We start from the raw sequence: 26,814 nt of genomic DNA, 5'->3' as shown, positions 1-26,814 counted from the left end.
CTGATTTTGGGTGGGAGCGGACGTTCCGGCGTGAATCATAGCCGTCGCCCCCGCGAAGGCAGGGGCCGCTGGCAACCTTGCGCTAGGCTGATAGCGGCCCCCGCCTTCGGGGGGCGACGGCTATTTGGCTAGCGTCCGCAACCCGCCGTTCAGTCCCAAACTGGCCGCATCACCAGCGCTCGTCGAACCGCGCCGGGCGTTGGTAGACAATCTGACCCAATCTGCTTATTGCGAACTATTCGCGATTAGCGAGGCCATCTGTTTCGATCGCGGCCGCGAGGGGGGAATATGTCAGCCGCATTTACCAGGTCGTCCTTTGCCATATGGGGCTTGCTCTCGGCCGCCACCGCCGCCGCGCAAGAGGTGACGGGCGACGCGCCGCCCGCGATTCCCGTGCCGGTCAACGGCGCCGAACGCTACACCCCAGCCGACTTCGCCCGCTTCGCGCCGCGCACCGCGCTCGACATGGTCGAAAAGATACCGGGCTTCCTGATCGTCACCGGAACCAACGGCGGCGACCGCGGGCTGGGCGCGGCGACCGAAAATGTCCTGATCGGGGGCGAGCGGATCGCCAATAAGTCGACCGGCGCGCGAACCGCCCTGTCGCGGATCGCCGCGGACCAGATCGCTTATATCGATATCGTCGACGGCGCGAGCCTAAGCGTCCCCGGGCTGACCGGACAGGTCGCCAATGTCGTGTTTGTCGCGGGAGCGCGCGCCGGCGGTTTCAAGACGACGGTCCGCTGGCAGCCCGAACTGCGCCCGCGCATTCACGACAATTGGCTGAACGGAGAGATTTCGACCAACGGCAAGCTCGGCGGGACCGACCTGACGCTCAGCTTGAAGAATGAAGCGACCCGCACCGGCGGCTGGGGGCCCGAGCGCGTTTATGACGGGGACGGCGTCCTGCTATTCACGCGCGACGAACATATGCACAGCTATTATGACAGCCCGCGGCTGTCGGCGGCGCTGGCCCGCACCACCGCCAACGGCAACAAGTGGAATATCAACCTTGGCGGCCAGCTGCTGATCCTGAACGATGCGGTACGCGGCGCGTCGGTTCAGCCGGGCATCGGCTTGGTGCGCGAGGATTTCCGGTTCAGCGAAGACGAGCATAATTTCGACATCGGCGGCGATTATGAACTGGGGCTCGGCAAGGGCCGGCTCAAACTCATTGGCCTCTACCGGTTCGAGCATAGCCCTTTCGTCGACACCTTCATCGTCGACCGCGAACTCGGCGCACGCAGCGGCGAACGCTTCAAGCAGACCGCCGACGAAGGCGAATCGATCCTGCGCGGCGAATATGGCTGGCACACCGCGGGCGGCACCGACTGGCAAGTCGCGCTCGAAGGCGCGTACAACACGCTCGACGTCGATGCCGAATATGCGACGCTGCGGGAGGGCGGCAGGTTCCAGCCCGTGATCTTCGGCGGCGAGAAAACCAGGGTCGAGGAAAAGCGCGGTGAGGCATCGCTGACCTGGGGCCGCGCGCTCGCCCCCAATCTGACCGCGCAGATCAATCTCGGCGCCGAATATAGCGAGTTGACCTCATCGGGCCCCGATGGACTCACCCGCCGGTTCGTCCGGCCCAAGGGCAAGGTCGCGCTCGCATGGAAGGTCGCGCCGAAAACGACGGTCAACTGGCATGCCCAGCGCCGCGTCGACCAGCTCGACTTCTTCGATTTCGCGAGCTCGGTCGATGTCGCGAACGGGCAGGGCAATGGCGGCAACGGCCGCCTCGTGCCGCCGATCCTCAACCGCACCGAATTGGAGGTGGTGCAGGACATGGGGGCGTGGGGCAATGCCTCACTCGCCGTCGCCTACGCCTATGCCGAGGATATCGTCGATCAGGTCCCGCTGTCGCCGACCACCGAGGGCCGCGGCAACCTGCCGCCGGCGCACCTCTATCGCATCAGTTCGAAGGCGACCTTGCTGCTCGACCGGCTCGGGCTCCAGGGCGCGCGGATCAACAGCGACATCACCTGGCGGCGCAACCGCGTGCGCGATCCGCTGACCGGCGCGTGGCGCGAGCAGAGTTCGGGGCAGGAACATGTGATCGACCTCAGCCTGCGCCACGACGTTCCCGGCACCGACCTCGCGTGGGGCGCCGGCTATTTCAACGAAAAATACAGCCCGAACCTGCGGCTCGATTCGATCGAGAATGAATATCGGCGCAACCATTTCGTGTCCGCCTATGTCGAGCACAAGAATGTCGCGGGCTTCACCGTGCGCGCGTCATTCCGCAACCTCGCGGGCCAGATCGACGCCGTCGACCGCACCGTGTTCACCGGCCGCCGCGACGGCCCGGTCGCCTTCGTCGAAAGCCGCCGCCGCAAGTTCGGCCAGGCGCTTCAGCTCACGGTGAGCGGGGCGCTTTAGCTTTCGTTTCGGTATAGCCGAAACGAGGCGGCACCAGCCCACGCCGCCACCCGGCCTCCCTAAACATAGTAACCTATGGGAGGTCGGGTGGCGGCGTGGGCTGGTGCCGCCTTCCACGTTAGCGGAAAAAAGCCTCAACGCTCGCTGAGGTAATAACGTTCTTTCGCGCTCAGATCGTCCGCGAGGTCATAGATGATCGGCTGGCCGGTCGGGATTTCCAGCCCGGTGATATCGGCGTCCGAAATGCCCGACAAATGCTTGACCAGCGCGCGCAGGCTGTTGCCGTGCGCCGAAATCAGCACCGTCTTGCCCGCGGCGAGCTGCGGCACGATCGCCGCCTCATAATAGGGCAGCACGCGCGCGATCGTGTCCTTCAGGCTTTCGGTCGCGGGAATGGCGATGCCGGCGTAGCGCGGATCGCTGGCGAGTTCATAGGGCGAGCCCGCGTCGAGCGGCGGCGGCGGAATGTCGAAGCTGCGGCGCCAGATCTTCACCTGCTCGTCGCCATGCTTCGCCGCCGTCTCGGCCTTGTCGAGCCCGGTCAGCCCACCATAGTGGCGCTCGTTGAGCCGCCAGTCCTTGGTCACCGGCAGCCACAAACGGCCCATCGCTTCGAGCGCGAGGTTCAGCGTCTTGATCGCCCGCGTCTGGACCGAGGTGAAGGCGAGGTCGGGGGCGATGCCCTTTTCCTTCATCAGCTCGCCCGCCGCCCATGCCTCGGCCGCACCCTTTTCGGTGACGTCGACGTCCCACCAGCCGGTGAAACGGTTTTCGAGGTTCCACTGCGACTGGCCGTGACGGATGAGGATGAGTTGCGGCATTTCATGTCCTTCGGATCGAGGAGAGTCGCCGCCCTTTAGCGCGGGTTTTTCCATAAGGCCAACGCCCCTCTTGAAATGGTTTCAGCGCTTACCAGATTCGCTTCATCCGGCCGCCGACACGGGGCCGGGTGGCGATCGCGGCGGTCTGCCGCGGTCCTCTGACTTCGCTTTGAAAAGGAAGAAAGACCATGCGTAACAGCTTCGACTGGACCCCCTATCGCCGTTCGACCGTCGGTTTCGACCGGTTGTTCGATTTCCTCGAAACGGGCGGTTCGGGCGCCGAAAACTATCCGCCGTTCGATATCGAGAAGATCGCCGACGATCATTTCCGCATCACCGTCGCCGTCGCCGGTTTCAAGCCCGATGAAATCGACATCACCGCGCAGCAGAACATGCTGAACGTCAGCGGCCGCAAGGCTCCCGCCGCCGAGGGCGAGGAACGCAAGCTGCTGTACAGCGGCATCGCAACGCGCGCGTTCGAACGCCGCTTCCAGCTCGCCGATTTCGTGCGGGTGGACAGCGCCGACCTCGCCGACGGGCTGCTGACCATCGACCTTGTGCGCGAAGTGCCCGAGGCGATGAAGCCGCACAAGATCGCGATCGGCGGCGGCACCCAGCCGGTGATCGAGAGCAAGAAGGCGGCGTAAGCGCCCGCCTGGCTTGATCGACAATGCGGGGTCCGGAGCTACTTTCGGGCCCCGCTTCATTTTATTTCACGCGAAGGCGCGAAGGGATTGGCGCGGGCCGACAGGCCCGATTTCCACTCCATCATCGCGTCAGCCGCCAAGATGTCAGGAGAAAGCCGCTTCGCGGCGAACGCGATCCCTTCGCGTCTTCGCGTGAAAATTTTCTAAAGCTGTCGCGTCATGAAGCGACTGAAGGAGTCGGGCCGATAATCGGCGAAGGGTTCACAGTCTTCAAAGCCGTGGTTGCGGTAAAGCGCCAGCGCGGGTTCGAACGCCGGGCTCGACCCGGTTTCGAGGCTGAGCCTCTCCAGCCCGCGGTCCCGCGCCTCGCCCACGATATGCACGAGCATCCGCGCCGCGACGCCCTGCCGCAGAAAGGCATCGGCGGTGCGCATCGACTTGATCTCGCCATGCGCATCGCCCAGAATCTTGAGCGCCCCGCACCCCGCTAACTCGCCCGCCTTGTGAATCGACCAGAAGGTCACATCGGGTGCGTTCAGTCCCTCGAAATCGAGGAAATGACAGCTGCCGGCCGGCGAGTTCGCGAGCATGCCCGCGAAATGCCGTTCGAGCAGAGCGCGGATCGGGGCGCCCGACAGATCGTCGACGACGATCCGCCAGGCTTCTCTCACAGCATCTGGTCCAGCGTCCGGAGGCAGGCGTGCGCCAGCAGCTTCGACCGTTCGGGCGACCAGCCAGCGACCGGGTCGGGCAGGTCGCGATTGTCCTTGAACGGCATTTCGAGCGTCATCGACACCGCGCCGAAGCGTTCGGCGAGCTGCGTCGTCGACATCGTCAGGTTCGCCTGTCCCGGCGCCGATTCGGCGTAGCCAAGGTCGAGCTGGAAATCGGGGGTGTTCGCCGCGAGCGCGGTTTCGAAGGCCTTATAGTTCGCGGCCTGCTCGGCCTTGAGCGACGGGATACCCTCGAACCCCGCGAGGAAGACCGCCGGGATCGCCTCGTCGCCATGGACGTCGATCGCCCAGTCGACGCCGGTCGCATCCATCGCATTGCGGACGGCCAGCACTTCGGGGCTCCGCTCGGCGGTCGGCTCATGCCATTCGCGATTGAGGTTCACCCCCGCGAAATTGGTCCGCAAATGCCCGCGGCGCGACCCGTCGGGATTCATGTTCGGGACGATGTGGAAGCGGCATTTCTGCCGCAGCGACCGCGCGTACGGATCGGCGGGATCGGTCAGCTTTTCAAGCGCGCCTTCCATCCACCATTCGGCCATGCTCTCGCCCGGATGCTGGCGCGCATAGAGCCAGACTTCGGTCGCGCCGGTGCCCATTTCGAGGCAATCGATCGGCTGGCCTTCCAGGCTGGTGCCGAGGCAGCGATAGGTCACGCCCTCGCATTCGGCGACGCCCGCAACCAGATCATGATGCCGCTCCATCGAATAGGGCGCGAAATAGGCGATCCAGAGAATCTGGCTTTCGGCGGTATGGCGGATCGTCAGCGTGCCGCTGTCCGCTTTGGCATCATAGCCTGTATCGAGACGGAACCAGTTTTCGCGATCATAGCTCGCGCAAGCGGCATAGCCCGGCCAGCCGTCGGGATAGGCCGATCCGCCCAGCCCCGCGATCGCGAGCTCGAGCGCATCGCCGACCGCGCAACTCACGCGGAAGTGAAACCACTGGAAAAACTCTGATTCGCGGTCCTTGCGAATCGAAAGCCTGGCCGACGCTCCGTCGATCTGATCGACGACGATGTTACCGCTGTCGAAAGCGGCGTTGATGGTGATGGTCATTTGACCGTGATAGTGCGTCCCGATTCGCCGGGGAAGCCTTTGAATAGCGCGTCGGCCAATTTCGCCGCCGCGAGCGACGGCTGCGCCGCCGGCGCCTTCGATCGCACCGCGGTGATCGCGCGGCCTTCCCACAAGGCCTGCCCTGTCGCAGCGTCGTCGATGCGCACCGCGAGCTGCAGGTCTTCCAGCCATCGCGACCCGCCGCCGCCCAGGTTGATCCCGATGCCCAGCCCGACGCCCGAGCCATAGCCTCCCGTCGATCCGCCGACCCCGACCGACACCGGCGAGCGCCGGCCGACGCCTTCCTGGCGATCGGCGCGGTCGAAACCGATGCGGACCTTGAGCGGCGCGCGCGCGCCATTTTCGGCGGCGACGAAACCCTGCAACTGCAACTGGCGCTCGACCGCGGTGCGATAGCTGTTCCATTCGAGCGACGGCGCGGTCGCGCCGACCATCGCCGACGCATCGCCCAGCGCCGCGGCATCGACGACATAACGCGTCCCGGCAGCCCAGCCCGAAGGCGCAGCGGTATGGAATCGCGTGACTTCGACCGGCGGCACCGCTGTCGCGCAGCCGCCAAGCGTAAGCGCCAGGCCCGAAAGCATGGCGGCAGAGAGATGAAGCTTCATCCCGGCATCATGCGCCACAAAAAATGGCCTGGCAATGAACGGGATGCGCACATCCTCCCTGGGGCGGCGCCGTGGGGAGGATAAAGTCCTCAGCGATAGAAGATGTGATTGTCGATCTGCGCGATGCGCGTCTTGCGCCAGCCCGGCGAGACATGGCGGGCGTGAAAGAACAGCGCGCCCGGCGCGTTGTTCTTCCAGCTGCCGTCGCGCGCGATCTGCGCGATCGCGACCGCGTTGGTCCACTGGGCGGCGTTGCGGACGGCGGGCATCCGGCCGCCGCGCACGAAGCTGAACTGGCTCTTTTGATGGACGACGCCGCACAGGCTGGCCGGGAAGCGGCCCGATTTGGCGCGATTGATCACGACATGCGCGACCGCAAGCTGCCCGACGAGCGATTCGCCGCGCGATTCGAAATAGACCGCGCCGGCAAGGCAGCGCAGCTCGGCATCGATGTCGGCGGGGCGCGGCGTCGCGTCGACCAGCGCGGCAAGTGACTCGGCGGTCACCGGCGCCGGTTTCGGCATAGCATCGATCTGGGCAACGATCTGGTCGTCTTCATGGTCGCTGTCCTGGTCGACGTCCTGACCGGTGGGCGCTTCGCCCGTCGTCGACAGATCCGCCTTTTCGAGCGTCGCCGGTGCTTCGATGCTCGGCAGGCTGATGGCGGGAAGATTGGCCTCGGCGGCCAGGTCGCTGGCGAAACCGGGTTCCGCAAGCAGCAGCATGGTTGCGGCAGTCATGCCGACGGCGGCCACGCTGGCAGCATTCAGGATGCGACTCATATTGTCCGTCAAAAGTGCGGCCGATGAACCGGACCTTTTGAAACAGGCCCAGACAGGTGAGGGGGCTATCGCCCGATATCGCCTGCGGTCATCGTCCGACTGCGTGTCCAAACCGTTTTGCCGGGTGCGTTGCAAAGCTGCTGCAACCCGCGGAACGACCTACGCGTTATCGAATGCGCGCCACTTATTGTGCGGCGCAACAGAGTCAAGTTAACGCGGCCCACTCCGCGACGAGTTGTGGCGCATCCGCGATATCCAGTTCGACGATCCACAGGTCGGGATCAGCCTTGCGCCGCCGGTCCTGATAATTTGCGCGCGATTCACTATCGTTGGGGTCGCCGGGACCAACCGCCTCCCAGATATAGTCACCATTCGCCGAAAAGCGGCGTTCGAGCAGCGGCCCGGGCTCGCCGCGATCGCTGCATTGGACCAGAATGACGCCCGACATCTCGTCGCCCTTGGCGAGCACGGCCGCAAAGCCGCCGGCCGCTTCGGTGCGGCGAAGCAACAGGTCGACAAGGAAGCGGCTGGTGAGGCGGGTCATGAATATCCTCCCTGTCGCGCAGCGATGGGGAGGTGGCAGCGGCATCGCCGCTGACGGAGGGGCAAATAGCGCGAGGTTGCCGCCCCTCCACCATCCTTCGGATGGTCCCGTTCCCCATCGCTACGCGACGGGGAGGATCGATATTTCGTCAATCCGGCTTACGCCGCGTCACGCGTTTCGGTGTCGGCGAGCAGCGCATAAAGCGCTTCATCATTCTTCGCGCCGCGCAGCCGTTCGGCGATGCTGTCATTGCGCAGCATCCGCGACACGCCGGCGAGCGCCTTCAGATGGTCGGCACCGGCATCGAGCGGCGACAGCAGCACGAACAGCAGGTCGACCGGCAAACCGTCGACCGCCTGGAAATCGATCGGCCGGGCCAGTTGCAGGAACAGCCCCCGCACCCCCGAAAGGTCGGCCATCTTGGCGTGCGGCAGCGCGATGCCGCGGCCGAAGCCGGTCGAACCCAGCCGCTCACGCTCGAGCAATGCTTCGCTGACTTCGCCGGCGCCGAGGCCGAGCGAACGGCTCGCAAGATCGCCGAGAAAGGGGAAAAGCGCCTTTTTCGAATCGATCTGGACATGCGCCCGCACGGTCGCGGGATAAAGAAGGGAAGATAGGTTCATTGCTCTGGTCAAATCTGTATCGCCGCCGGGCCTTACCGCCCGACTCGGTCCTTACGGCAATCGATCGCGGATCGGTCGTGCCGGAACCCCGCCTTACCGGCACCGGGCAGTGTTGGGCGCGGCCCTTATGCCGGTTGGCGGAGAAAATCCAGTCCCTATTGCGGTTCGACCCATCCGATCGTCCCGTCGCGGCGGCGATAGACCATATTATGCGACCCCGTCTTGCTGTTCACGAACAGCAAGGCGGCGGTATCGCGCAGGTCAAGCATCATCACCGCGTCGGACACGCTGCTCGTCGGAATATCGACGCGCGTTTCGGCGATGATCGCGGGCGCATCGCCCGCATCCTCCTCGCCGCCGCCATCGAAGACGATATAGCTCGCATTGTCGTCAATCTCTTCAATCGTCGGCGAAGGATGGCCCGCGCCGTTGTGATCTTTCAGTCGTCGCATATAGCGTCGGAGCTGTTTTTCGATGCGTTCCGCCGCACCCTCGAAGGCGACATGCGCGTCCTGCGCCTGGCCATGGCCTTTCAGCACCAGCCCCTGCATGACATGCGCGACGATGTCGCACTGGAAACTGTCGTGCGGCCCTTTGCCGAACGTCGCGTGCGCGCCGATCGCGCGGGAGAAATATTTGTCGGCAATCGCGTTCATCCGGTCCGACACATGCGCCTGAAGCGCTTCGCCGGTTTCGATCTGATGGCCAGAGACGCGGATTTCCATTTTTCTTCTCCTTCTATGGCCGGCGCGATGACATCAGGGAGAGGTCATCACACCGTATCGAGCCACAGTGGCTGGTTCAGCCCTGCGACAAATTCGGCATGGCGTGCGAGTTCCGCGGCCGATGCGGCGTGTGGACGCGGTTCGCGGTACGGCCGGGCGTCGGCACGCGGCGCCGCGGCGGCAACCGGCGACAGCACCGCCTCGGCGGCGGGGGAGGCCGCGAGCCCGAGCCCGATCTGCCGTCCACCGGTCATTTCGATATAGAGATGCGCGAGCAATTCGGCGTCGAGCAGCGCGCCATGCTTGACGCGGTGGCTGCGATCGATGCCATAGCGCGTGCACAGCGCGTCGAGGCTGTGCTTCGCGCCGGGGTGCAGCTTGCGCGCCATCTGCACGGTGCAGCACATGCGCGCCATGTCGAGTCCGGGCCGCCCGGCGCGCGCCAGTTCGGCGTTGACGAAACCGAAATCGAAGGCGGCGTTGTGCGCGATCAACGGCGCATCGCCAAGGAATTCCATCAGCTCGTCGACGCGAGTCGCAAACAACGGCTTGTCGGAAAGAAACTGGATCGACAGGCCATGTACCGCTTCGGCGGCGGCGGGCATGTCGCGTTCGGGATTGAAATAGGCGTGAAAGCTCTGGCCCGTCTCGCGGCGGTCGACCAGTTCGATGCACCCGATTTCGACCAGCCTGTCCCCGGTCTTGGGATCGAACCCCGTCGTTTCGGTATCAAAGATAATCTCGCGCATCGAAGCTTCAATCTGGACCCTATCGGGCGCGGAAACAAGAGGCGATGAAGCTTATCTGCCGGTGTGTCTCGCTTTTGGGACGGCCCGTTTCGATGATGAAATCGGCGCGTGCGCGCTTGACCCGGTCGGGCACCTGCAAGCGGCGAATCGCCTTGAGCTTCGCCGCGGTCATGCCGGGGCGGCGCATGACGCGCTTGCGCTGCATCCACGCGGGGGCCGACACGACGGCGATCGCCCCGACCTTGCGCCAGCCGCCCTTTTCGAACAGCAGCGGGATATCGAGCACGACGACATCGCGCGCGCGGTTGCGCATCAGGAAGCGGCGTTGCGCCTTGCCGACCGCCGGGTGGACGATCGCTTCCAGCGCGGCCAGTTCATGGGTGTTGCCGAGCACGCGGCTCCCCAGCTTCTGCCGGTCGACGCCCCCCGGGCCGGTCGTGCCGGGAAAGCGCGCCTCGATCGCCGCGACCAGCGCGCCGCCGGGCCCTTGCAGCCGGTGCACCTCGGCATCGGCGTCGAACACCGGCACGCCTTCGCGTTCGAACATCGCCGCCGCGGTCGATTTGCCCATGCCGATCGATCCGGTGAGCCCGACGATGAACGGACGGCGGAGCCGCGAGCCGGGGCGCGGGCGATGCGTCATGCCATCAGCAGCGCGCGCAGTTCGTCATCGCGGCCCTCGGGCGGCGCGGCGCCGAAAAACAGCTCGAACGCCAGTGCGGCCTGGCCGATCAGCATGTCGAGTCCGTCGACGGTGTCGAGCCCGCGCGCTTCGGCGGCTTTCAGAAGCCCGGTCTGGAGCGGCGAATAGACGAGGTCGTAGACGATCGCATCGTCGGGCAGCGGCGACAGGTCGAGGTCGAGCGGCGGCTGCCCCTTCATCCCGAGGCTGCTCGCATTGACGAGCAGCGACACCGGTGGCAGCGCGGCGGTGGGCGCCGCGACATCACCCTTGAGCCCGAAGGTCGCAAGCAGGCCCATCGCTTTCAGCGGGCTGCGATTGAGGATCGTCACCGGACCGACATTGGCGCGGGCGAGCGCGAACAGCACCGCACGCGCCGCGCCGCCGGCACCGACGACCGCGACCGGCGCGCCTTCGAGGTCGAGTTCGGCGAGCGGCGAATAAAATCCCGCCGCGTCGGTGTTGGTGCCAATCAGCGACCCGTCCTTTTGCCGGACGACGGTGTTCATCGCACCGATCGTGGCGCGGATGTCACCCGGATCATCGACGAGATCCATCACCGCCCCCTTGTGCGGCATGGTGACGTTACAGCCGCGCCAGTCGGGATCGGTGCGGCGCTTGCCGATATAGGCGGCGAGCGCGTCGGGCGTCACATGTTCGCGGGCATAGTCGCCCTTGATCCCCAGCGCTTTCAGCCAGAAGCCATGGATCAGCGGCGATTTCGACTGGGCGATCGGGTCGCCGATGACTTCGGCATAAGGGGACTTGCTCATGACGTTTTCGGTCATTTTGGGGCCAGTCCGGTCGCGCGCAGCCATGCCAGCAGGGGCAGCATCGGCATGCCGATGATCGTCCAGGGGTCACCCTCGACCTTTTCGAACAATTGCACGCCCGCTCCCTCGATTTCGTAACAGCCGACGGTCCAGCGGATGCTGTCCCATTCGCGCGCGACATAGTCGGCGATGAAGCCGTCCGACAAGGGGCGCATCCACAGCTTCGCCTCGCCGATCGCGCGCCACACCGGCGCCCCGTCACGCGTGGCGACCGCGGCGCTAAATAGCCGGTGACACATTCCCGCCAAGCGGCGCAGGTGATCGGCCGCTTCTTCCGGGCTTTCGGGTTTCGACAACATCGTGCCGTCGTCGAGCGCGAGGGTCGAATCGGCACCGATCACGGTGACGCCGGGAAGCCGCGACGAGATTTTGACCGCTTTCGCCTCGGCCAGCGCGTCGGCAATGTTGCGCGGGGTCTGCCCGGCTGCGAGCAGCGACGCGGTCAGCGCCTCTTCATCGACATGCGCCGCGCTCGTCTCGAAATCGAGCCCCGCGGCACGGAGCATCGCGGCGCGGCCGCTGCTTTGCGAGGCCAGCAGGAGCTGCGTCACGCGGCCCCGCGATCTTCGACCAGCTTGATCACCGCCGCGGCGGTTTCCTCGATCGATCGGCGCGTCACGTCGATCACCGGCCAGCCATTGTCGGCGAACATGCGCCGCGCATAGGCAAGTTCGGCCTTCACCCGCTCGTCGTCGACATAAGCGGTCTCGGGCGCCTGGTTGAGCGAGAGCAGGCGATTGCGGCGCACCTGCACCAGCCGGTCGAGCCCGGTCGTCAGTCCGACCACCATCGGCCGCTTCAGGCTGAACAGCGCTTCGGGCGGCGGCGATTCGGGGACGATCGGGATGTTGGCCGTCTTGAAGCCGCGGTTGGCAAGGTAGATGCTCGTCGGTGTCTTCGACGTCCGCGACACGCCTGCCAGCAATATATCGGCCTGCTCCCAATTCTCCCAGCCGATCCCGTCGTCGTGCGCGACGGTAAACTGGATCGCTTCAACGCGAGCAAAATAGGCGGCATCGAGGGCATGCTGGCGTCCCGGCCGCGCCTTCGCTTCCTGCCCCAGCACGCGCGACAGCGCATCGGACACCGCGTCAAGTGCCGCAACTGTGGGCAAATTCAGCGCCTGCGCGCGCCGTTCCAGGCTCACCCGCAGCTCGCCGTTAACGAGGGTGAAGAGGATCATTCCGGGACTCGCCTGCACCTCGGCCATGATCCGGTCGAGATGCGATTCCGATCGCACCATCGGCCAGAAATGGCGCACCACCTCGACGTCGTCGAACTGCGCGATCGCCGCCTTGGCGATATTTTCGAGTGTCTCGCCCGTGGAGTCGGATATGAGATGTAGGTGGAGCCGGCCCATGGCGGCACCATGGCGGGAAGCGGTCGAAAAAGGCAATCCCGGATCAAGTCCGGGACGACGAAAAGGCCCTGTGGACAAGTTTTGGAAAAGCGCGGGGAGGAAATGGGGACGACAGATTCATCCCCGGCGCTGCCGATTCCGCTACACCTTTTGTCCACAAGCGACGAATCTTATCCACAGGCTGTGAATAGCAAAGAAAAGCTTTGCGACTCTGTGCGCCAGAGCGGCGCATCGAGAGTCAAGCTGTTGGCAAAAACGGCGTCCCGGCCTAAAGCCCCGCTGTTCGCCCGCCAACAAACCACCACAATCATTTTTAATATATATTGATTAGAGAAAGAGGGATCGCGTGAAGGCCTCACCGAAGAGCTTGCTCGCTACACTGCACGGGGCGCGGCAGGATCGCCCCGCACTCTGGCTCATGCGTCAGGCTGGTCGTTATCTCCCTGAATATCGCGCGCTTCGCGAAACCAAGGGCGGTTTTCTCGAGCTATGCTATGATCCCGAAGCCGCGGCCGAAGTGACCTTGCAGCCGATCCGCCGTTTTGGTTTCGACGGGTCGATCCTCTTCTCCGACATTCTCGTCATCCCGCACGCGCTAGGCCAGCATCTGTGGTTCGAGGCAGGCGAGGGACCGCGGCTCGCCCCGCCCTTGGTCGACAGCGCCCTGGCGTCGCTTGAAGCGGCTCCGCAGCGGCTCGAACCGGTCTATGCCACCGTCGCCCGCGTTGCAGCGGCATTGCCATCTGAAACGACCTTCCTCGGGTTTGCGGGAAGTCCGTGGACCGTCGCCACTTATATGGTCGCCGGGCAGGGGTCGAAGGACCAGGCTGCGGCGCGGCGGCTGGCGTTCGGCGATCCCGTAGCTTTCCAAGCCATCATCGATGCGATCGTCGACCTGACGGTCCCCTATCTCGCGGGGCAGATCGAACATGGCGTCGAGACGGTGCAGCTCTTCGACAGCTGGGCCGGCAGTTTGTCCCCGGCCCAGTTCGAACAATGGGTTATTGCACCCAACGCCGAAATCGTTCGCCGCCTGAAGGCCTTGCACCCGGACACGCCCGTCATCGGCTTTCCGAAGGGCGCCGGCGGCAAGCTTCGCGCCTATGCCGATGAGACCGGCGTCGACGCGATCGGGCTCGATGAGACCGTCGATCCGGTGTGGGCGGACAATATCCTGCCGCCGCATCTGCCCGTGCAGGGCAATCTCGACCCGCTCGCACTCGTCGCGGGCGGGACAATGCTCGACGATGCGATCGATCGCATCCTTGCAGCTTTCCCGTCGCGTCCCCATATCTTCAATCTCGGCCATGGAATCGTGCCCGACACGCCGATTGCCCATGTCGAACATCTGATCAGACGCGTGCGCGGCGGATAATATATGGAACTGGCGGGATTCTTGGGGGCGACGATGCTTTGGATCAAAGCCGCGCATATCATCTTTGTGATTTTCCTGATGGCCGGCCTGTTCATGATGCCGCGCTTCTTCGTTTATCATCACCAATGCCCCGTCGGATCCGACGAAGATAAAAAATGGATCGAGCGCGAAGACCGGCTGCGGCGGATTATCCTGAATCCGGCGCTGATCATCGTCTGGATCTTTGGCCTGATGCTCGCGTTCAATGGCAATGTTTGGCACGAAGGCTGGTTCATCGCCAAATTCCTGCTGGTGATCGCGCTGTCGGGCTATCATGGCTGGATGATCGGCTATGCGAAGAAGCTGGCACGGGGCGAGCGTCCGCTGCCCGAAAAGGCGCTCCGCCTGCTCAACGAAGTGCCCGGCGTTGCCGCGGCGATCATCGTAATCCTCGTGGTCGTGCGGCCCTGATCGGCTGGAGGGGTTGCCTGTCGTGGATGACCGCTTCCGGCTGGGAGCCGCCGTTCCTCTCATCGTCATCCAAAGAACGCTTTCCTACATTATCGCGCCGTGCCAGCCTGCATATCGGCTCTTTTCAACCGGGAATTTCGTCGCTTCCCCCGCACGACCGGCTTGGCCCTAAAGCGACAAGGGAGACAGTTTCGGCCTGTGCATGCGCATCTTTTGTCGCTTTAAGCTGCTCCGCAGCCGCACTGATGATGCTAAAAGCCACAAAGGACACAGATAGGGTGTGCGCCTGCGGGGCTTTTGTGGCTTTAGCATCCATCTTCGGGCCGGCCCGCTTGTCGCAGCCGCGATTGACTTGGCTTCGCGTGGGTTATAGGGGCCGATCAACCCCGCCCCGCGCGGGCGGCGCTTCCTTGTGCCGAAGCTATCTTTAACGGTCGTCCCACGGCCGGATAGGCACCCCAGTGGTGCATCGAAATCGATTGTATTTTTCTCCCAAAATCTACCTGGAATCCATCCATGCATCTTAAAGAACTCAAAACCAAAGCCCCCGCCCAACTCGTCGAAATGGCGGAAGAACTGGGCGTCGAAGGCGCCTCGACGCTGCGCAAGCAGGACCTGATGTTCTCGATCCTGAAAGAACTTGCCGAAGAGGGCGAGGAAATCATCGGGTCGGGAACGATCGAGGTTCTCCCGGACTCGTTCGGTTTCCTGCGTTCGTCCGAAGCCAATTATCTCGCTGGTCCCGACGACATCTATGTCTCGCCGAACCAGGTCCGCAAATATGGCCTGCGCACCGGTGATACCGTCGAAGGCGAAATCCGCGCCCCGCGCGACGGGGAGCGTTATTTTGCGCTGACCAAGCTGATCAGTGTCAATTTCGACGACCCCGATGTTGTCCGCCACCGCGTCAATTTCGACAATCTCACACCGCTTTATCCGAACCAGAAGCTGTCGCTCGATACCGTGGACCCGACCGTCAAGGACAAGTCGGCACGCGTGATCGACCTCGTCAGCCCGCAGGGCAAGGGCCAGCGCGCGCTGATCGTCGCGCCGCCGCGTACGGGTAAGACGGTGTTGTTGCAGAATATCGCCAAGGCGATCACCGACAACCACCCCGAGGTCTATCTGATCGTCCTCCTCGTCGACGAGCGTCCCGAGGAAGTCACCGACATGCAGCGGAGCGTGAACGGCGAGGTCGTCTCCTCGACCTTCGACGAACCCGCGACGCGCCATGTCCAGGTCGCCGAAATGGTGATCGAAAAGGCCAAGCGCCTCGTCGAGCACAAGAAGGATGTCGTCATCCTGCTCGACTCGATCACCCGCCTTGGCCGCGCCTACAACACCGTCGTCCCTTCGTCGGGCAAGGTGCTGACCGGCGGTGTCGACGCCAATGCGCTGCAGCGTCCCAAACGCTTCTTCGGCGCCGCGCGCAACATCGAGGAAGGCGGTTCGCTGTCGATCATCGCCACCGCGCTGATCGATACCGGCAGCCGCATGGACGAGGTGATCTTCGAAGAATTCAAGGGCACGGGTAACTCGGAAATCGTGCTCGACCGCAAGGTTGCCGACAAGCGCATCTTCCCGTCGCTCGACGTCGGCAAGTCGGGCACCCGCAAGGAAGAATTGCTGGTCGAGAAGGACAAGCTCAGCAAAATGTGGGTGCTGCGCCGCATCCTCATGCAGATGGGCACGATCGACGCGATGGAATTCCTGCTCGACAAGATCAAGGATTCGAAGACCAACGAGGATTTCTTCGACAGCATGAACCAGTAAGCCGGCGCCATGGCCGTCCTCGAACATGCGCTGCTTCCCGTCCGTGCGGGAAGCGAAGCGGCGTTCGAGACGGCCGTTGCAAAGGCACGGCCGCTGATCGAAGCCTCACCAGGCTTCATCTCACTGGAAATTCGCCGCCCGACGGGAAGCGGACAGCCTTATCTGCTGTTGGCCGGCTGGCGGTCAATCGAAGATCATCGGGATGGCTTTCGGCAATCGGATCGCTATCAACAGTGGCGCAATTTGCTGCATCGCTTTTATGACCCTATGCCTGTGGTCAGCTATTTCGGAGACATGGTGTGATTCTGGAGTTTTTGACGCAGGCTGGTGTGGCCGCTGGTGCGGCGGCCGACGGTTTCGGCGGTCCTGCTGAAATCTGGGGCCATATCGTCAATGATTTTTCGAACATCACCGAACCCGCGGCCTTTGCCACCTTCATCCAGGTGCTGCTGATCGACCTGGTGCTTGCCGGCGACAATGCCATCGTCGTCGGTGCGCTCGCAGCGGGGCTTCCCGCGGAACAGCGCAAAAAGGTCATTCTGATCGGCGTGCTGGCCGCGCTGGTTCTGCGTATCGCGTTCGCGCTCGTCGTGACGCAGTTGATGCAGATCGTCGGCCTGATCTTCGTCGGCGGCCTGCTCCTGATCTGGGTCGCGTGGAAAATGTGGCGCGAGCTGCGCGAAGGCGCGCATTCTTCGGGCTCACCCGAAGTTGAGGGCGATGAACATTCAGGCCTCAAGCCTGCCAAGAGCTTCGCCGCCGCAGCCTGGGCGGTTGCGATCGCCGACGTCAGCATGAGCCTCGACAATGTTCTCGCGGTCGCCGGCGCAGCGCGCGAGCATCCGGGCATATTGATCGTCGGGCTGATCTTTGCTGTCGCGCTGATGGGCGTCGCGGCGAACATCATCGCCAAATATATCGAACGCTATCGCTGGATCGCCTACATCGGGCTTGCCGTGATCCTCTACGTCGCGGTCAAGATGATCTACGAAGGCTGGATCGACCCGGCGGTCGGCATGGGAACATTGTTCGGCTGATCGATCCTCAGCATGAAATGAAAGGGCCAGCTCCGGAAGGGGCTGGCTTTTTCATATCGGCTCCCCATCTCGACATCATGCCCCAGCTTCATATGACCCGCGTGGCCGTCGGCTGTTCTGACTATCCGGCGTTGCAGGCTCGGATCGTCAATTACGCCCAAGGCGGCGAGGTCCGTTTCACGACGCGGTTCAAGCCCAAGCGCGCCGATGAACTGGTCGGTGGCAAGCTGCATTTCATCGTCAAGCACACCCTCGTCGCGCGGGTCGAAATCCTGCGCTTTGAAGACCGCAGCGACGGACGGATCGATATCGTCTGTGTCGCCGAGCTGGAACGGATCCATCCGCAGCCCAAGCGGGCGCATCAGGGCTGGCGTTATCTCACCGACGACGATGCGCCAAAGGGCGTCGACGATGCGAGCGGTATCGGCGACCTGCCGCCCGAGCTTTATCGCGAGCTGGCCGAACTGATGCTGATCTAAAACACGGCCCGAAAGCTGTCGGCGCGCGCCATCGCCCAATAACGGGCGCTGCGCACCGAATCGGGATCGTCGAGCAGGATGCCGCGCGGAAAGAAGCTGTAGATGCGGTCGATCGAATCCGAACGCGCCGAATTGAGCCGCTCGTGCAGATGGTGCGGCTGGATCTGCCATGGCGTTTCGAGTCCCATCGCCGCGGTGATATCCCACAGCGCCGAAACCGTCGCCGCCTGGAACCGGCGCACGCGATCGGCCTTGTCGGGGACGACCAGCCCGCGCTGGCGGCCGGGATCCTGCGTCGCGACCCCGGTCGGGCATTCATCGGTGTGGCATTTCAGGGACTGGACGCAGCCCAATGAGAACATGAAGGCGCGCGCCGCGTTCGACCAGTCGGCGCCGAGCGCGCAATTGACCGCCAGCCCCGCGCCCGAATGCACCTTGCCCGACGCCGCCAGGCGTATTTCTTCCTTGAGCCCGCAACCGACCAGCGCGTTGCGGACGAAAATCAGCCCCTCGCGCAGCGGCATGCCAAGGCTGTTCGAAAATTCGACCGGCGCCGCGCCGGTGCCGCCCTCGGCACCGTCGATGACGATATAATCGAGCCGGATTCCCGTCTCGATCATCGCCTTCATGACGGCATAAATCTCGTGCGGCTGGCCGACGCAAAGCTTGATTCCGACGGGCTTTCCGCCCGACAGGTCCCGCAGCCGTGCGGCCCACTCGACCAGCTCGATCGGCGTCGCAAAGGCCGAATGTGCGGCGGGCGAGATACAGTCATGGCCTTCGAGCACCCCGCGCGTCGCGGCGATTTCGGCGCTGACCTTCGGCCCCGGCAGCACCCCGCCATGGCCGGGTTTCGCGCCCTGGCTCAGCTTGATCTCGATCATCCTGACCTGGTCGCTTTGGGCGGCGTCGCGAAAGCGGGCAGGGTCGAAACGGCCATCCCCGTCGCGGCAGCCGAAATAGCCGCTGCCCAATTCCCAGACGATGTCACCGCCATGCATGCGATGATAGGGGCTGAGTCCGCCTTCGCCGGTGTCGTGATAAAAGCCGCCGAGCTTGGCGCCGAGATTGAGCGCCTCGATCGCTTTTGCGCCCAGCGAACCGAAACTCATCGCCGAAATATTGAGCAGCGCCGCCGAATAGGGCTGGGTGCATTGCGATCCGCCGACCTTGACGCGCTGCGTCCGGTCGGCCGCGACCGCCGGCGCGATGCTGTGGCTCATCCATTCATATTCGTCCGAATAGACGTCGAGCTCGGTGCCGAACGGATGTGCGTCGAGATCGCCCTTGGCGCGTGCATAGATGAGGTCGCGTTCGGTGCGCGCGAACGGGCGTCCCTCGAGCGGGCTTTCGACGATATAGGCGTAGAGGAAGGGCCGCAGCGCCTCGAACAGCCAGCGGACGCGCGCGATCAGCGGAAAATTACGGCGCAGCGAGTGATGGCGCTGGACGGCATCATAGACGGCGAGAAGGAGGAGCGGGACCCACAGCAACAAGGTCCAGCGCGCCGGTGGCCACCAGGCGGCGAGCGCCGCCGCGACGAGAAGAATAGGGAAGGCCGCCCAGCGGAGCATCGGATCCGGGCTAGCCCGCCTGCGCCGCGAGCATCGCTGCCATCTTTTCCCACACCTTGTTGATCGCCTTGAGCGGGCGGACCATCACCTTGAAATCCTTTATCTTTCCTTCGTCATCCCAGCGAATGATGTCAACGCCGTTGATCTGGATCCCGTCGAGTTCGCTGGCGAATTCCAGCATCGCCTGATCGCCGTCGGCGATTTCGCGAAGATAGCGGAAACTCTGGCCGCCCAGCACATGGCTTGCCGCGTGCAGATAGGCGAAAACCTTGTCGCGCCCCTCCTGCGGGGTGTGGACCACCGGCGAATGAAAGACCGCGTCTGCGGCCAGCAGCTCTTTCAGCGCCTGCGGGTCGCCGCCGCCCGTCATATAGGCGTGCCAGGCGGCGAGACCCGCTTGCGCGCTCATGCGAGATGCTCGGCGAAAAAGGCGCGGGTCCGCCCGTCGGCGAGCTCAGCGCCTTCGTCGTTGCGGCGATTGCCCATCGTTGCGGCAAAGCCGTGATCAAGGCCCTGATAATCGTGGATCGTCACCTTCGGATGCGGATCGAGGCCTTCGTGAATCTTCTTCTGCGTCTCATGATCGACCAGATGATCTTCGGTCGGAATATGGAGCATCAGCGGATGCGCGATTGCGTGGCTTTCGTTCAGCATCTGGTCGATCATGACGCCATAATAGCCCACCGACGCGTGAACATCGGTGCGCGCGGCCGCCATATAGGCGAGACGCCCGCCAAGGCAGAAACCGACGCAACCGACCTTGGCCGCACCCTGGGCATGAAGCCAGCGGATCGCTGCTTCGATGTCCTTCACGCCATCGTCGGCGTCATATTGGCCGAAATAGCCGAAAGCTTCCTGCAGTTCGGCTTCGACGTCGGGATTGAGCTCGACCCCGGGGGCGAAGCGCCAGAAGATGTCGGGTGCGATCGCCAGATAGCCTTCGGCCGCCCAGTCGTCGCATTTCTTGCGAATTCCGGCGTTCACGCCGAAAATTTCCGGGATGACGATGATTGCCCGCGACGAATCGGCGTCGGGCCGCGCAACATAGGCGGGAATCATGCTTGCGCCGTCCAGCGCCGGGATTTCGATGTTCGTTGCGGCCATGGGGGGAGCTCTCCTGTCTCTTGCTTCTTTGCTGTGAAAGCGCGAAGCTAGCGGGGCTGCGGGCAGGGCTCAAGCGGCTAACCGGCATTTCGGGGCGGAGACAGGCGATGAAGTTCAATATCGAGATCGATTGCACCCCCGAAGAGGCGCGCCGGCTGGTCGGGCTTCCCGACCTTGAACCGCTGCACGACATTTATCTCGACCGGGTCAAGGAACTGATGGCGAAAGGCATCACGCCCGACCTCGTCCAGACGATGGTCAAGAGCTGGGTGCCGATGGGTGAGAGCGGGCTGGGGCTGGTTCAGTCGCTGCTCGGCCAATTTGGCGGCGGGCTGATGGGCGGTGCGTCGAAAACGGCCGATACCGACAGCCCCGACAAGCCGGCGCGAGGACGCAAGAGCTGAGCCAAGCCGCTGCAAGCGATACGATTTTTGCGCTGTCGAGCGGGATGCCGCCGGCGGCGATTGCCGTCGTGCGCGTGAGCGGACCGGGGGCGGGTATCGCGCTGGAAATGCTTGCCGGTCGGCTGCCCGCACCGCGTCATGCGTCGCTCGCCGAATTGAAGGATAGCGCTGGAGCGTCGCTCGATCGCGCGCTGGTCCTGTGGCTTCCTGGACCCGCGACCGCGACTGGCGAGGATCTTGCCGAGCTGCATCTGCACGGCGGCCGCGCCGTGGTCACAGCGGTCGAAAACAGGCTGGCGGAGATAGCGGGGCTGCGGCGAGCCGAGGCGGGAGAATTCACACGGCGGGCATTTCTCAACGGGCGGATCGATCTGGCCGAGGCCGAAGGGCTTGCCGATCTGTTGGCGGCAGAGACCGAGAGCCAGCGGGTGCAGGCGCTCGGTATGGCGAGCGGGCATGTGTCGCGCGCGGTCGAGGCTTGGCAAGGGCAGTTGCTGGCACTGATGGCGGGGGCGGAGGCCGAGCTGAATTTCGCCGACGAGGATGACGTCGAAGTTGGCGAAAGTGTCACGCAGCGTTTGATCGGGGGAATGGGAGAGCTGGCCGCGGAGTTGGACGAGTGGTTGGCGCGGCCGGCGGCGGAGGTGATCGCCGAGGGGCTTTCGGTGGTGATCGCGGGGCCGCCCAATGCCGGAAAATCCACCTTGATCAATGCTTTGGTGCAACGCGAGCTGGCAATCGTGTCGCCGGTCGCGGGAACGACGCGCGATGTGATCGAAACAGCGCTGGCGCTGGACGGGATTGCGATGCGCTTTTCGGATACGGCCGGACTGCGCACCGAAGGTGCCGATGCGATCGAGGCGATCGGGATCGGTCGCGCGCGCGCCGCGGTCGAAGCGGCGGATATCCTGCTGTGGCTGGGCCCGGCCGATGCGGCACCTTCGCACCCGCGCTGTGTGACGATCGCGGCGCAGGCCGATCGCTGGCATGGTGACGCGGCGGCCGAAGCGGCGGCCGCGCACAGCGACATGATCCTGTCGGCAGCGACGGGTGAGGGGATGGAGGCGTTGCACGCGCGGATCGTAGAGGCCGCGCGCACGTTGCTGCCGCGCGAAGGCGAGGCAGCGCTGCGCCAGCGCCAGCGTGCGGCACTTGCCGAAGCGCAGGGCTGGTTGACGATCGAGGCCCGCACGCGCGAGGCAGGCGACCTGATCCTGCTCGCCGAGCGGTTGCGCCTCGCGGGCGCGGCGCTCGACCGGATCACCGGGCGCGCCGGTGTCGAGGATATGCTCGACACGCTGTTCGGACGTTTCTGTATCGGGAAATGATGTTCCACGTGAAACACCGCATCGATCGCAGCATGGTGGATTTGCCGCTGAATTTCGGCTAAGCGCGGCCGCAATCATGCACAGCAGCGCAACTTTTGATGTCATCGTCGTCGGCGGTGGCCATGCCGGAACCGAAGCCGCCGCAGCCGCCGCGCGGCTTGGCGCGCGCGTCGCGCTCGTGAGCTTCGATCCCGCGCTGATCGGGACGATGTCGTGCAACCCGGCGATCGGTGGGCTTGGCAAGGGGCATCTGATGCGCGAGGTCGACGCGCTCGATGGCTGGATGGCGCGCGCCGCCGATCGGGCGGCGATTCACTATCGCATGCTCAACGCGTCGAAGGGTGCCGCCGTGCAGGGGCCGCGTATCCAGGCCGACCGCAAACTTTATCGCGACGCGATCCAGACGCTGCTCGCGGCACAGCAGGGCATTACTGTCGTTGCGGGGGAGGCGGCGGCGCTTCGCCTGTCGCCCGATGGATCGCGCGTCGAAGGCCTCGATCTGGGCAATGGCGCCGCGCTGCCGTCATCGGCGGTCGTGCTCGCGACGGGGACGTTTCTGGGCGGCAAGCTGTTCCGCGGCGAGGAGCGGATGGAAGGCGGACGCATCGGCGAAGCCGGCGCGCACAAGCTCGCCGAACAATTGCGCAGCGCAAATTTGCCGATGGCACGGCTCAAGACGGGGACGCCGCCGCGCCTCGACGGGCGGACGATCGATTGGTCGCGGCTCGAGGAACAGCCATCAGATGGTGCGACGTGGACCTGTTCCACGTGGAACAGCGAGCGGAGCGTGCCGCAGATATTCTGTGCGATCACGCGGACCAATGCCGACTCTCATCGGATCATCGCCGGCAATCTCGATCGCTCGCCGCTGTTTACCGGCGCGATCGGCGCCGCGGGTCCGCGCTATTGCCCGTCGATCGAAGACAAGATTCATCGCTTTGCCGACCGGGACGGACATCAGGTCTTTTTGGAGCCCGAAGGGCTCGATAGCATATCGGTCTATCCGAACGGCATCTCGACCTCGCTTCCCGCCGACGTCCAACTGGCGATGCTGCGGACGATGGAAGGACTCGAAACCGTCGAGATGATCGTTCCCGGCTATGCGGTCGAATATGATCATATCGATCCGCGTGCACTCGACCGGACGTTGCAGGTTCGCGCGCTGCGCGGACTCTATTGCGCCGGCCAGATCAACGGGACGACGGGTTATGAAGAGGCGGCAGCGCAGGGGCTCGTTGCCGGTGCTAATGCCGCGCTCGCGGTGCAGGACCGCGAACCGTTGATCCTCGATCGCTCCGAATCATACATCGGGGTGATGATCGACGACCTGGTGTTGCAGGGGGTGATCGAACCCTATCGCATGCTCACCGCGCGCGCCGAATATCGATTGCGGCTGCGCGCCGATAATGCCGCGACCCGGTTGACGCCGAAGGGTATTGAACTGGGGTTGGTGCGTCCGGCGACGGCGGCACTGTTTGATGCGCGCCGCGCCGAACGGACGCGGGCGGAGGCGTTACTCGATGCCTTGGTGGCGACCGCCGATTATGCGGCGATCGGGCTGGCGTTGCCGGGTGACGGAATCACACGCAAGCGGATCGACCTGCTGCGCTATCCCGATGTGACTATGGCGATGCTCGCGCAGCTCGCGCCCGAACTCGGATCAATCGACGGCACGATCCTCTCGGAGATTGCCGAGGATGGGCATTATGCGCCCTATATCGCGCGGCAGGATGCCGAACTGCGCGCGCTGGCGGCGAACGAGGCCATCCTGCTCGATGCGGCGCTCGATTATGGTGCGATCGGCGGGCTGTCGCGCGAGATGGTCGAGCGGCTGACAAGGGCACGCCCCGAGACACTGGGGCAGGCGGCGCGGATCGATGGCGTGACGCCCGCGGCGCTGACCGCGATCATGGTGCATAGCCGTCGGCGGGTGGCGGCTTAGGCCGGATCCTTCCTTTAATGGGATGGGAGCGAAGGGCAGTGGCTACGACGATCTCAGCACAAGCGGACAGAAAGGCGATTCGGTTTGACCGCGGAAATTCTGGACAATGAGGACGCCGCGCGCGCGTGGCTCGCTGCGCGTTTCGCGCCGACCGGGGACCAATGGGCTCGGCTCGACCATTTCGCTGCGATGCTCATTGCCGAGAATGGACAGCAGAATCTCATCGCGGCATCGACGATACCGGTGCTTTGGGTGCGGCACATCGCCGACAGCGCCCAGTTGCTCGCGCTCGATACGCGCGACGGCGATGGGCTCTGGATCGATCTTGGAAGCGGTCCGGGACTGCCCGGACTGGTCGTGGCGATCCTGAGCGAGCGGCCGATGTTGCTCGTCGAATCGCGCAAGCGGCGCTGCGATTTCCTGCGCGCCGCCACTGTCGACCTCGGGCTAGCCCATGTTGAGGTAATCGAAGCGCCGCTTGAACGGATCGAAACGCGGGCCGCGGCGACGATTAGCGCGCGCGCCTTTGCCCCGCTCGACAAGCTGATCGACTTATCCGCGCGTTTTTCCACCGAATCGACGCGCTGGCTGCTGCCAAAAGGGCGAAACGCGGTTAAGGAACTGGCGTTGTTGCCGCAGGCATGGCAGAGTTTGTTTCACGTGGAACAGAGCCGCACCGACCCTGAAAGCCGGATTTTGGTCGGCGTGGGCAAGATCGGCGCAAAACAGCGAGGAAAGCGATGATCCGCATTGCCGTGGCGAACCAGAAGGGCGGGGTCGGCAAGACGACCACCGCAATCAATCTCGCCACCGCGCTCGCCGCGACCGGCTGGCGGACGCTGATCATCGATCTCGACCCGCAGGGTAATGCGTCGACCGGGCTCGGGATCAAGCAGTCGCAGCGCGACTGTTCGAGCTATGAATTGCTCCGCGGCGACGCGACGCTCGCCGAATGCGCGATTCCCACTGCGGTGCCCCAATTGTTCATCGTTCCCGCAACGGTCGACCTGTCGGGCGCCGAGATCGAATTGATCGAATATGGCGACCGGCTGCATCGGCTGCAGCAAGCCTTGTCGAGCGCCGAGGCGGGGCAGTGGGATATCTGCCTGATCGACTGCCCGCCGTCGCTCGGCATGCTGACGCTCAACGCGCTGATCGCCGCCGAATCGCTGATCGTGCCGTTGCAGTGCGAATTTTTTGCGCTCGAGGGATTGAGCCAGTTGCTGACGACGGTCGAGCGTGTCCACGTCCGCTTCAACCAGAAACTGTCGATCCTGGGTGTCGCGCTCACCATGTTCGACCGGCGCAACCGGTTGACCGATCAGGTATCCGACGATGTTCGCGAGGTATTGGGCCCGGTGGTGTTCGAAACGGTGATTCCGCGCAACGTCCGCCTGTCCGAGGCCCCGAGCCACGGCCTGCCGGCGCTGATCTACGATCATCGTTGCACCGGATCGGCCGCCTATATTGCGCTGGCGCGCGAATTGATCGACCGCTTGCCCAACATCCGCAAGGCGGCATAAATGACTGATAATAAGGACGAAACTGGCAGTTCAGCAGCGCCGCGCAAGCGGCCGTCGGGCTTGGGACGCGGCCTCAACGCCCTGTTCGGCGATGTCGCGGTCGAGGCGCCGGTGCTGGCGACCCCGGGCGCCGCCAAGCCCGCGCCCGCTTCGGGCGAGGCGGTCCAGCATGTCGGGGTGGGTTCGATTCGCCCGCTGCCCGGCCAGCCGCGGCGCCATTTCGACGAGGCGGCGATCGCCGAACTCGCCGATTCGATCGCCGCCCGCGGGCTGCTGCAACCGATCATCGTCCGTGCCGCGCCCGACGGGCAGGGGTATCAGCTCGTCGCGGGCGAGCGGCGCTGGCGCGCCGCGCAGCGCGCGGGGCTGCACCAGATTCCGGCGCTGGTACGCGAACTCGACGATGCCGCGACTTACGAGATCGCGCTGGTCGAGAATATCCAGCGGCAGGACCTCAACGCGATCGAAGAGGCGGCCGCCTATCGCCGCCTGATCGAGGATTTCGGCCATAGCCAGGAAGAGCTGGCAAAACTGGTCGGCAAATCGCGCAGCCATGTTGCCAATCTGATGCGACTTCTCGACCTGCCGGCCGGCGTGCAGGATCTGGTCGGCGACGGCTCGCTGGCGATGGGGCATGCGCGCGCGCTGATCGGTGCGGCGGGGGCGGAGGATATTGCGCGCAAGATCGTCAAGGACGGCCTGTCGGTGCGCACGGTCGAAGCGTTGGTGCGTGCCGAAAAGGGCGGCGGGCGCAAGGCGCCGCTCGAGTATAAGAGCATCGACGGCTTAGGCGGCCGCGACCCCGATATCGTCGCGGTCGAGCGCCATTTGTCCGAGCTGCTCGGCATCGGCGCCGCGATCCAATATGCCGGCGACGGCAAGGGCGCGCTGACGCTGAAATTCGCCTCGCTCGACCAGCTCGACATGATCTGCCAGCGGCTCAGCGGCGAATCGATCTAGGGTCGTGGTCGCTTGAATCTCGCGATTGCATAAACGTTAAACTGCCAGCGTGCGGGCATTGGGGTAGGAAGCGGAGGTTGCTTCACCCCATTTTCGTCATCCCGGACTTGATCCGGGATCCATGATTACAGATGTTGCCTAGATCCCGGATCAAGTCCGGGATGACGATGGTAGAGAGGGCAACTTTCGGCCGACCCCGCCGAAAAGATGGCCGACGAGCAACGCGCTATTGCGAATCGCTCGATTGTTGCTGAGTAAAACAGCGGCTTCAATTTGTGCCAGCTTGGGCCGTTAAGCTGGGA

At 64.4% G+C, this 26,814-nt stretch carries 30 protein-coding genes; 14 read left to right on the top strand and 16 right to left on the bottom strand.

What is annotated here, in order from left to right:
• Window positions 1-288: 288 nt before the first annotated feature.
• The gene (locus FHR22_RS17660) at window positions 289-2,379 is read left to right on the top strand and encodes a TonB-dependent receptor (protein WP_166945001.1); all 2,091 of its coding nucleotides are present in this window, start codon (window positions 289-291) and stop codon (window positions 2,377-2,379) included.
• A gap of 134 nt (window positions 2,380-2,513) precedes the next feature.
• Here the strand turns inward: FHR22_RS17660 and gpmA are convergent, their stop codons facing one another.
• Window positions 2,514-3,200: a 2,3-diphosphoglycerate-dependent phosphoglycerate mutase gene (gene gpmA / locus FHR22_RS17655; RefSeq protein WP_166945000.1), complete on the bottom strand. Its 687-nt coding sequence runs from the start codon at window positions 3,198-3,200 to the stop codon at window positions 2,514-2,516.
• Window positions 3,201-3,388: 188 nt separating this feature from the next.
• On the opposite strand from gpmA, the gene FHR22_RS17650 reads away from it, so the two are divergent.
• Complete coding sequence (locus FHR22_RS17650) at window positions 3,389-3,847, top strand: Hsp20 family protein (protein ID WP_166944999.1); 459 nt, start codon at window positions 3,389-3,391, stop codon at window positions 3,845-3,847.
• 203 nt (window positions 3,848-4,050) lie between these two features.
• Here the strand turns inward: FHR22_RS17650 and FHR22_RS17645 are convergent, their stop codons facing one another.
• The 12 genes from FHR22_RS17645 to FHR22_RS17590 all read right to left on the bottom strand — a co-directional run bounded on the left by FHR22_RS17645 (window position 4,051) and on the right by FHR22_RS17590 (window position 12,563).
• Window positions 4,051-4,518: a GNAT family N-acetyltransferase gene (locus FHR22_RS17645; RefSeq protein WP_166944998.1), complete on the bottom strand. Its 468-nt coding sequence runs from the start codon at window positions 4,516-4,518 to the stop codon at window positions 4,051-4,053.
• Entirely contained in the window at window positions 4,515-5,636 is a 1,122-nt protein-coding gene (locus FHR22_RS17640; protein ID WP_166944997.1) for a M14 family metallopeptidase, read from the bottom strand. The genes FHR22_RS17645 and FHR22_RS17640 overlap by 4 nt, the downstream gene beginning before the upstream one ends.
• Entirely contained in the window at window positions 5,633-6,265 is a 633-nt protein-coding gene (locus FHR22_RS17635; protein ID WP_166944996.1) for a DUF4136 domain-containing protein, read from the bottom strand. The genes FHR22_RS17640 and FHR22_RS17635 overlap by 4 nt, the downstream gene beginning before the upstream one ends.
• Before the next feature lie 89 nt (window positions 6,266-6,354).
• A complete protein-coding gene (locus FHR22_RS17630; RefSeq protein WP_166944995.1) occupies window positions 6,355-7,047 on the bottom strand; it encodes a cell wall hydrolase in 693 nt (230 codons plus the stop codon).
• A gap of 205 nt (window positions 7,048-7,252) precedes the next feature.
• Window positions 7,253-7,591: a DUF1491 family protein gene (locus FHR22_RS17625; RefSeq protein WP_166944994.1), complete on the bottom strand. Its 339-nt coding sequence runs from the start codon at window positions 7,589-7,591 to the stop codon at window positions 7,253-7,255.
• Window positions 7,592-7,749: 158 nt separating this feature from the next.
• Window positions 7,750-8,214, bottom strand: coding sequence for a PTS sugar transporter subunit IIA (locus tag FHR22_RS17620; protein WP_166944993.1), 465 nt, complete (start codon window positions 8,212-8,214; stop codon window positions 7,750-7,752).
• Window positions 8,215-8,369: 155 nt separating this feature from the next.
• Window positions 8,370-8,939: a ribosome hibernation-promoting factor, HPF/YfiA family gene (gene hpf, locus FHR22_RS17615; protein ID WP_166944992.1), complete on the bottom strand. Its 570-nt coding sequence runs from the start codon at window positions 8,937-8,939 to the stop codon at window positions 8,370-8,372.
• A 47-nt stretch (window positions 8,940-8,986) separates the two neighbouring features.
• Window positions 8,987-9,688: a DNA polymerase III subunit epsilon gene (dnaQ, locus tag FHR22_RS17610; RefSeq protein WP_166944991.1), complete on the bottom strand. Its 702-nt coding sequence runs from the start codon at window positions 9,686-9,688 to the stop codon at window positions 8,987-8,989.
• A gap of 19 nt (window positions 9,689-9,707) precedes the next feature.
• A complete protein-coding gene (gene coaE / locus FHR22_RS17605; RefSeq protein WP_166944990.1) occupies window positions 9,708-10,331 on the bottom strand; it encodes a dephospho-CoA kinase in 624 nt (207 codons plus the stop codon).
• Window positions 10,328-11,143 carry a shikimate dehydrogenase gene (aroE, locus tag FHR22_RS17600; RefSeq protein ID WP_166944989.1) on the bottom strand — a complete coding sequence of 272 codons (816 nt, stop codon included), beginning with the start codon at window positions 11,141-11,143 and terminating at the stop codon, window positions 10,328-10,330. Before aroE ends, coaE begins: the two co-directional genes overlap by 4 nt.
• Before the next feature lie 11 nt (window positions 11,144-11,154).
• Window positions 11,155-11,709 carry a Maf family protein gene (locus FHR22_RS17595; RefSeq protein WP_243853830.1) on the bottom strand — a complete coding sequence of 185 codons (555 nt, stop codon included), beginning with the start codon at window positions 11,707-11,709 and terminating at the stop codon, window positions 11,155-11,157.
• 41 nt (window positions 11,710-11,750) lie between these two features.
• Window positions 11,751-12,563: a pyruvate, water dikinase regulatory protein gene (locus FHR22_RS17590; protein ID WP_166944987.1), complete on the bottom strand. Its 813-nt coding sequence runs from the start codon at window positions 12,561-12,563 to the stop codon at window positions 11,751-11,753.
• Window positions 12,564-12,909: 346 nt separating this feature from the next.
• Here FHR22_RS17590 and hemE point away from each other — a divergent pair, with 346 nt between their 5' ends.
• The 6 genes from hemE to FHR22_RS17560 all read left to right on the top strand — a co-directional run bounded on the left by hemE (window position 12,910) and on the right by FHR22_RS17560 (window position 17,677).
• On the top strand, window positions 12,910-13,938 hold the full coding sequence (gene hemE / locus FHR22_RS17585; RefSeq protein ID WP_166944986.1) for a uroporphyrinogen decarboxylase: 1,029 nt from the start codon (window positions 12,910-12,912) through the stop codon (window positions 13,936-13,938).
• A gap of 33 nt (window positions 13,939-13,971) precedes the next feature.
• Window positions 13,972-14,388 (top strand): CopD family protein, encoded by a 417-nt coding sequence (locus tag FHR22_RS17580; protein ID WP_425057464.1) that lies wholly within the window; start codon window positions 13,972-13,974, stop codon window positions 14,386-14,388.
• Between the two features lie 516 nt (window positions 14,389-14,904).
• Complete coding sequence (gene rho / locus FHR22_RS17575; RefSeq protein ID WP_166944984.1) at window positions 14,905-16,161, top strand: transcription termination factor Rho; 1,257 nt, start codon at window positions 14,905-14,907, stop codon at window positions 16,159-16,161.
• Between the two features lie 9 nt (window positions 16,162-16,170).
• Complete coding sequence (locus FHR22_RS17570) at window positions 16,171-16,464, top strand: antibiotic biosynthesis monooxygenase family protein (RefSeq protein ID WP_166944983.1); 294 nt, start codon at window positions 16,171-16,173, stop codon at window positions 16,462-16,464.
• A complete protein-coding gene (locus FHR22_RS17565) occupies window positions 16,461-17,198 on the top strand; it encodes a TerC family protein (protein WP_425057463.1) in 738 nt (245 codons plus the stop codon). The genes FHR22_RS17570 and FHR22_RS17565 overlap by 4 nt, the downstream gene beginning before the upstream one ends.
• 92 nt (window positions 17,199-17,290) lie before the next feature.
• Window positions 17,291-17,677: a DUF1489 domain-containing protein gene (locus tag FHR22_RS17560; RefSeq protein ID WP_243853802.1), complete on the top strand. Its 387-nt coding sequence runs from the start codon at window positions 17,291-17,293 to the stop codon at window positions 17,675-17,677.
• Here the strand turns inward: FHR22_RS17560 and FHR22_RS17555 are convergent.
• The 3 genes from FHR22_RS17555 to FHR22_RS17545 are packed head-to-tail and all read right to left on the bottom strand — an operon-like array spanning window position 17,674 to window position 20,355.
• Window positions 17,674-19,251 (bottom strand): FMN-binding glutamate synthase family protein, encoded by a 1,578-nt coding sequence (locus FHR22_RS17555; protein ID WP_166944981.1) that lies wholly within the window; start codon window positions 19,249-19,251, stop codon window positions 17,674-17,676. The two genes, FHR22_RS17560 and FHR22_RS17555, sit on opposite strands and share 4 nt — an antisense overlap.
• A 10-nt stretch (window positions 19,252-19,261) precedes the next feature.
• Window positions 19,262-19,660: a nuclear transport factor 2 family protein gene (locus FHR22_RS17550; RefSeq protein WP_166944980.1), complete on the bottom strand. Its 399-nt coding sequence runs from the start codon at window positions 19,658-19,660 to the stop codon at window positions 19,262-19,264.
• Window positions 19,657-20,355 carry a dienelactone hydrolase family protein gene (locus tag FHR22_RS17545; protein WP_166944979.1) on the bottom strand — a complete coding sequence of 233 codons (699 nt, stop codon included), beginning with the start codon at window positions 20,353-20,355 and terminating at the stop codon, window positions 19,657-19,659. Before FHR22_RS17545 ends, FHR22_RS17550 begins: the two co-directional genes overlap by 4 nt.
• A gap of 107 nt (window positions 20,356-20,462) precedes the next feature.
• Here FHR22_RS17545 and FHR22_RS17540 point away from each other — a divergent pair, with 107 nt between their 5' ends.
• The 6 genes from FHR22_RS17540 (at window position 20,463) to FHR22_RS17515 (ending at window position 26,512) form a co-directional block, all read left to right on the top strand.
• On the top strand, window positions 20,463-20,759 hold the full coding sequence (locus FHR22_RS17540) for a DUF6489 family protein (protein WP_166944978.1): 297 nt from the start codon (window positions 20,463-20,465) through the stop codon (window positions 20,757-20,759).
• 23 nt (window positions 20,760-20,782) lie between these two features.
• Window positions 20,783-22,087, top strand: a complete 1,305-nt coding sequence (gene mnmE, locus FHR22_RS17535; RefSeq protein ID WP_341786813.1) for a tRNA uridine-5-carboxymethylaminomethyl(34) synthesis GTPase MnmE — start codon at window positions 20,783-20,785, stop codon at window positions 22,085-22,087.
• Window positions 22,088-22,163: 76 nt separating this feature from the next.
• On the top strand, window positions 22,164-24,029 hold the full coding sequence (gene mnmG, locus FHR22_RS17530) for a tRNA uridine-5-carboxymethylaminomethyl(34) synthesis enzyme MnmG (protein WP_166944976.1): 1,866 nt from the start codon (window positions 22,164-22,166) through the stop codon (window positions 24,027-24,029).
• Window positions 24,030-24,113: 84 nt separating this feature from the next.
• Window positions 24,114-24,773, top strand: coding sequence for a 16S rRNA (guanine(527)-N(7))-methyltransferase RsmG (gene rsmG, locus FHR22_RS17525; protein ID WP_166944975.1), 660 nt, complete (start codon window positions 24,114-24,116; stop codon window positions 24,771-24,773).
• On the top strand, window positions 24,770-25,552 hold the full coding sequence (locus tag FHR22_RS17520) for a ParA family protein (protein WP_166944974.1): 783 nt from the start codon (window positions 24,770-24,772) through the stop codon (window positions 25,550-25,552). The genes rsmG and FHR22_RS17520 overlap by 4 nt, the downstream gene beginning before the upstream one ends.
• The gene (locus FHR22_RS17515; RefSeq protein ID WP_166944973.1) at window positions 25,553-26,512 is read left to right on the top strand and encodes a ParB/RepB/Spo0J family partition protein; all 960 of its coding nucleotides are present in this window, start codon (window positions 25,553-25,555) and stop codon (window positions 26,510-26,512) included.
• Window positions 26,513-26,814 lie beyond the last annotated feature (302 nt).

This window comes from Sphingopyxis panaciterrae (assembly GCF_011762125.1).
In the GTDB taxonomy this organism is placed as follows: domain Bacteria; phylum Pseudomonadota; class Alphaproteobacteria; order Sphingomonadales; family Sphingomonadaceae; genus Sphingopyxis; species Sphingopyxis panaciterrae.
The sequence above is the reverse complement of the archived record's forward strand: the minus strand, read 5'-3'. Positions and strand labels throughout refer to the sequence as shown.

Excerpts from the sequence above, each read along its gene's own strand:
- FHR22_RS17545 (WP_166944979.1), bottom strand. The coding sequence starts at position 20,355 with ATGGCCGCAACGAACATCGAAATCCCGGCGCTGGACGGCGCAAGCATG.
- rho (WP_166944984.1), top strand. The coding sequence starts at position 14,905 with ATGCATCTTAAAGAACTCAAAACCAAAGCCCCCGCCCAACTCGTCGAA.
- hpf (WP_166944992.1), bottom strand. The coding sequence starts at position 8,939 with ATGGAAATCCGCGTCTCTGGCCATCAGATCGAAACCGGCGAAGCGCTT.
- aroE (WP_166944989.1), bottom strand. The coding sequence starts at position 11,143 with ATGAGCAAGTCCCCTTATGCCGAAGTCATCGGCGACCCGATCGCCCAG.
- FHR22_RS17635 (WP_166944996.1), bottom strand. The coding sequence starts at position 6,265 with ATGAAGCTTCATCTCTCTGCCGCCATGCTTTCGGGCCTGGCGCTTACG.
- FHR22_RS17590 (WP_166944987.1), bottom strand. The coding sequence starts at position 12,563 with ATGGGCCGGCTCCACCTACATCTCATATCCGACTCCACGGGCGAGACA.
- FHR22_RS17650 (WP_166944999.1), top strand. The coding sequence starts at position 3,389 with ATGCGTAACAGCTTCGACTGGACCCCCTATCGCCGTTCGACCGTCGGT.
- FHR22_RS17550 (WP_166944980.1), bottom strand. The coding sequence starts at position 19,660 with ATGAGCGCGCAAGCGGGTCTCGCCGCCTGGCACGCCTATATGACGGGC.
- FHR22_RS17630 (WP_166944995.1), bottom strand. The coding sequence starts at position 7,047 with ATGAGTCGCATCCTGAATGCTGCCAGCGTGGCCGCCGTCGGCATGACT.
- coaE (WP_166944990.1), bottom strand. The coding sequence starts at position 10,331 with ATGACGCATCGCCCGCGCCCCGGCTCGCGGCTCCGCCGTCCGTTCATC.
- gpmA (WP_166945000.1), bottom strand. The coding sequence starts at position 3,200 with ATGCCGCAACTCATCCTCATCCGTCACGGCCAGTCGCAGTGGAACCTC.
- FHR22_RS17520 (WP_166944974.1), top strand. The coding sequence starts at position 24,770 with ATGATCCGCATTGCCGTGGCGAACCAGAAGGGCGGGGTCGGCAAGACG.
- mnmG (WP_166944976.1), top strand. The coding sequence starts at position 22,164 with ATGCACAGCAGCGCAACTTTTGATGTCATCGTCGTCGGCGGTGGCCAT.
- FHR22_RS17595 (WP_243853830.1), bottom strand. The coding sequence starts at position 11,709 with ATGCTCCGTGCCGCGGGGCTCGATTTCGAGACGAGCGCGGCGCATGTC.
- FHR22_RS17660 (WP_166945001.1), top strand. The coding sequence starts at position 289 with ATGTCAGCCGCATTTACCAGGTCGTCCTTTGCCATATGGGGCTTGCTC.
- FHR22_RS17515 (WP_166944973.1), top strand. The coding sequence starts at position 25,553 with ATGACTGATAATAAGGACGAAACTGGCAGTTCAGCAGCGCCGCGCAAG.
- dnaQ (WP_166944991.1), bottom strand. The coding sequence starts at position 9,688 with ATGCGCGAGATTATCTTTGATACCGAAACGACGGGGTTCGATCCCAAG.
- FHR22_RS17640 (WP_166944997.1), bottom strand. The coding sequence starts at position 5,636 with ATGACCATCACCATCAACGCCGCTTTCGACAGCGGTAACATCGTCGTC.
- FHR22_RS17625 (WP_166944994.1), bottom strand. The coding sequence starts at position 7,591 with ATGACCCGCCTCACCAGCCGCTTCCTTGTCGACCTGTTGCTTCGCCGC.
- FHR22_RS17620 (WP_166944993.1), bottom strand. The coding sequence starts at position 8,214 with ATGAACCTATCTTCCCTTCTTTATCCCGCGACCGTGCGGGCGCATGTC.
- FHR22_RS17560 (WP_243853802.1), top strand. The coding sequence starts at position 17,291 with ATGACCCGCGTGGCCGTCGGCTGTTCTGACTATCCGGCGTTGCAGGCT.
- FHR22_RS17580 (WP_425057464.1), top strand. The coding sequence starts at position 13,972 with ATGCTTTGGATCAAAGCCGCGCATATCATCTTTGTGATTTTCCTGATG.
- FHR22_RS17570 (WP_166944983.1), top strand. The coding sequence starts at position 16,171 with ATGGCCGTCCTCGAACATGCGCTGCTTCCCGTCCGTGCGGGAAGCGAA.
- FHR22_RS17540 (WP_166944978.1), top strand. The coding sequence starts at position 20,463 with ATGAAGTTCAATATCGAGATCGATTGCACCCCCGAAGAGGCGCGCCGG.
- FHR22_RS17555 (WP_166944981.1), bottom strand. The coding sequence starts at position 19,251 with ATGCTCCGCTGGGCGGCCTTCCCTATTCTTCTCGTCGCGGCGGCGCTC.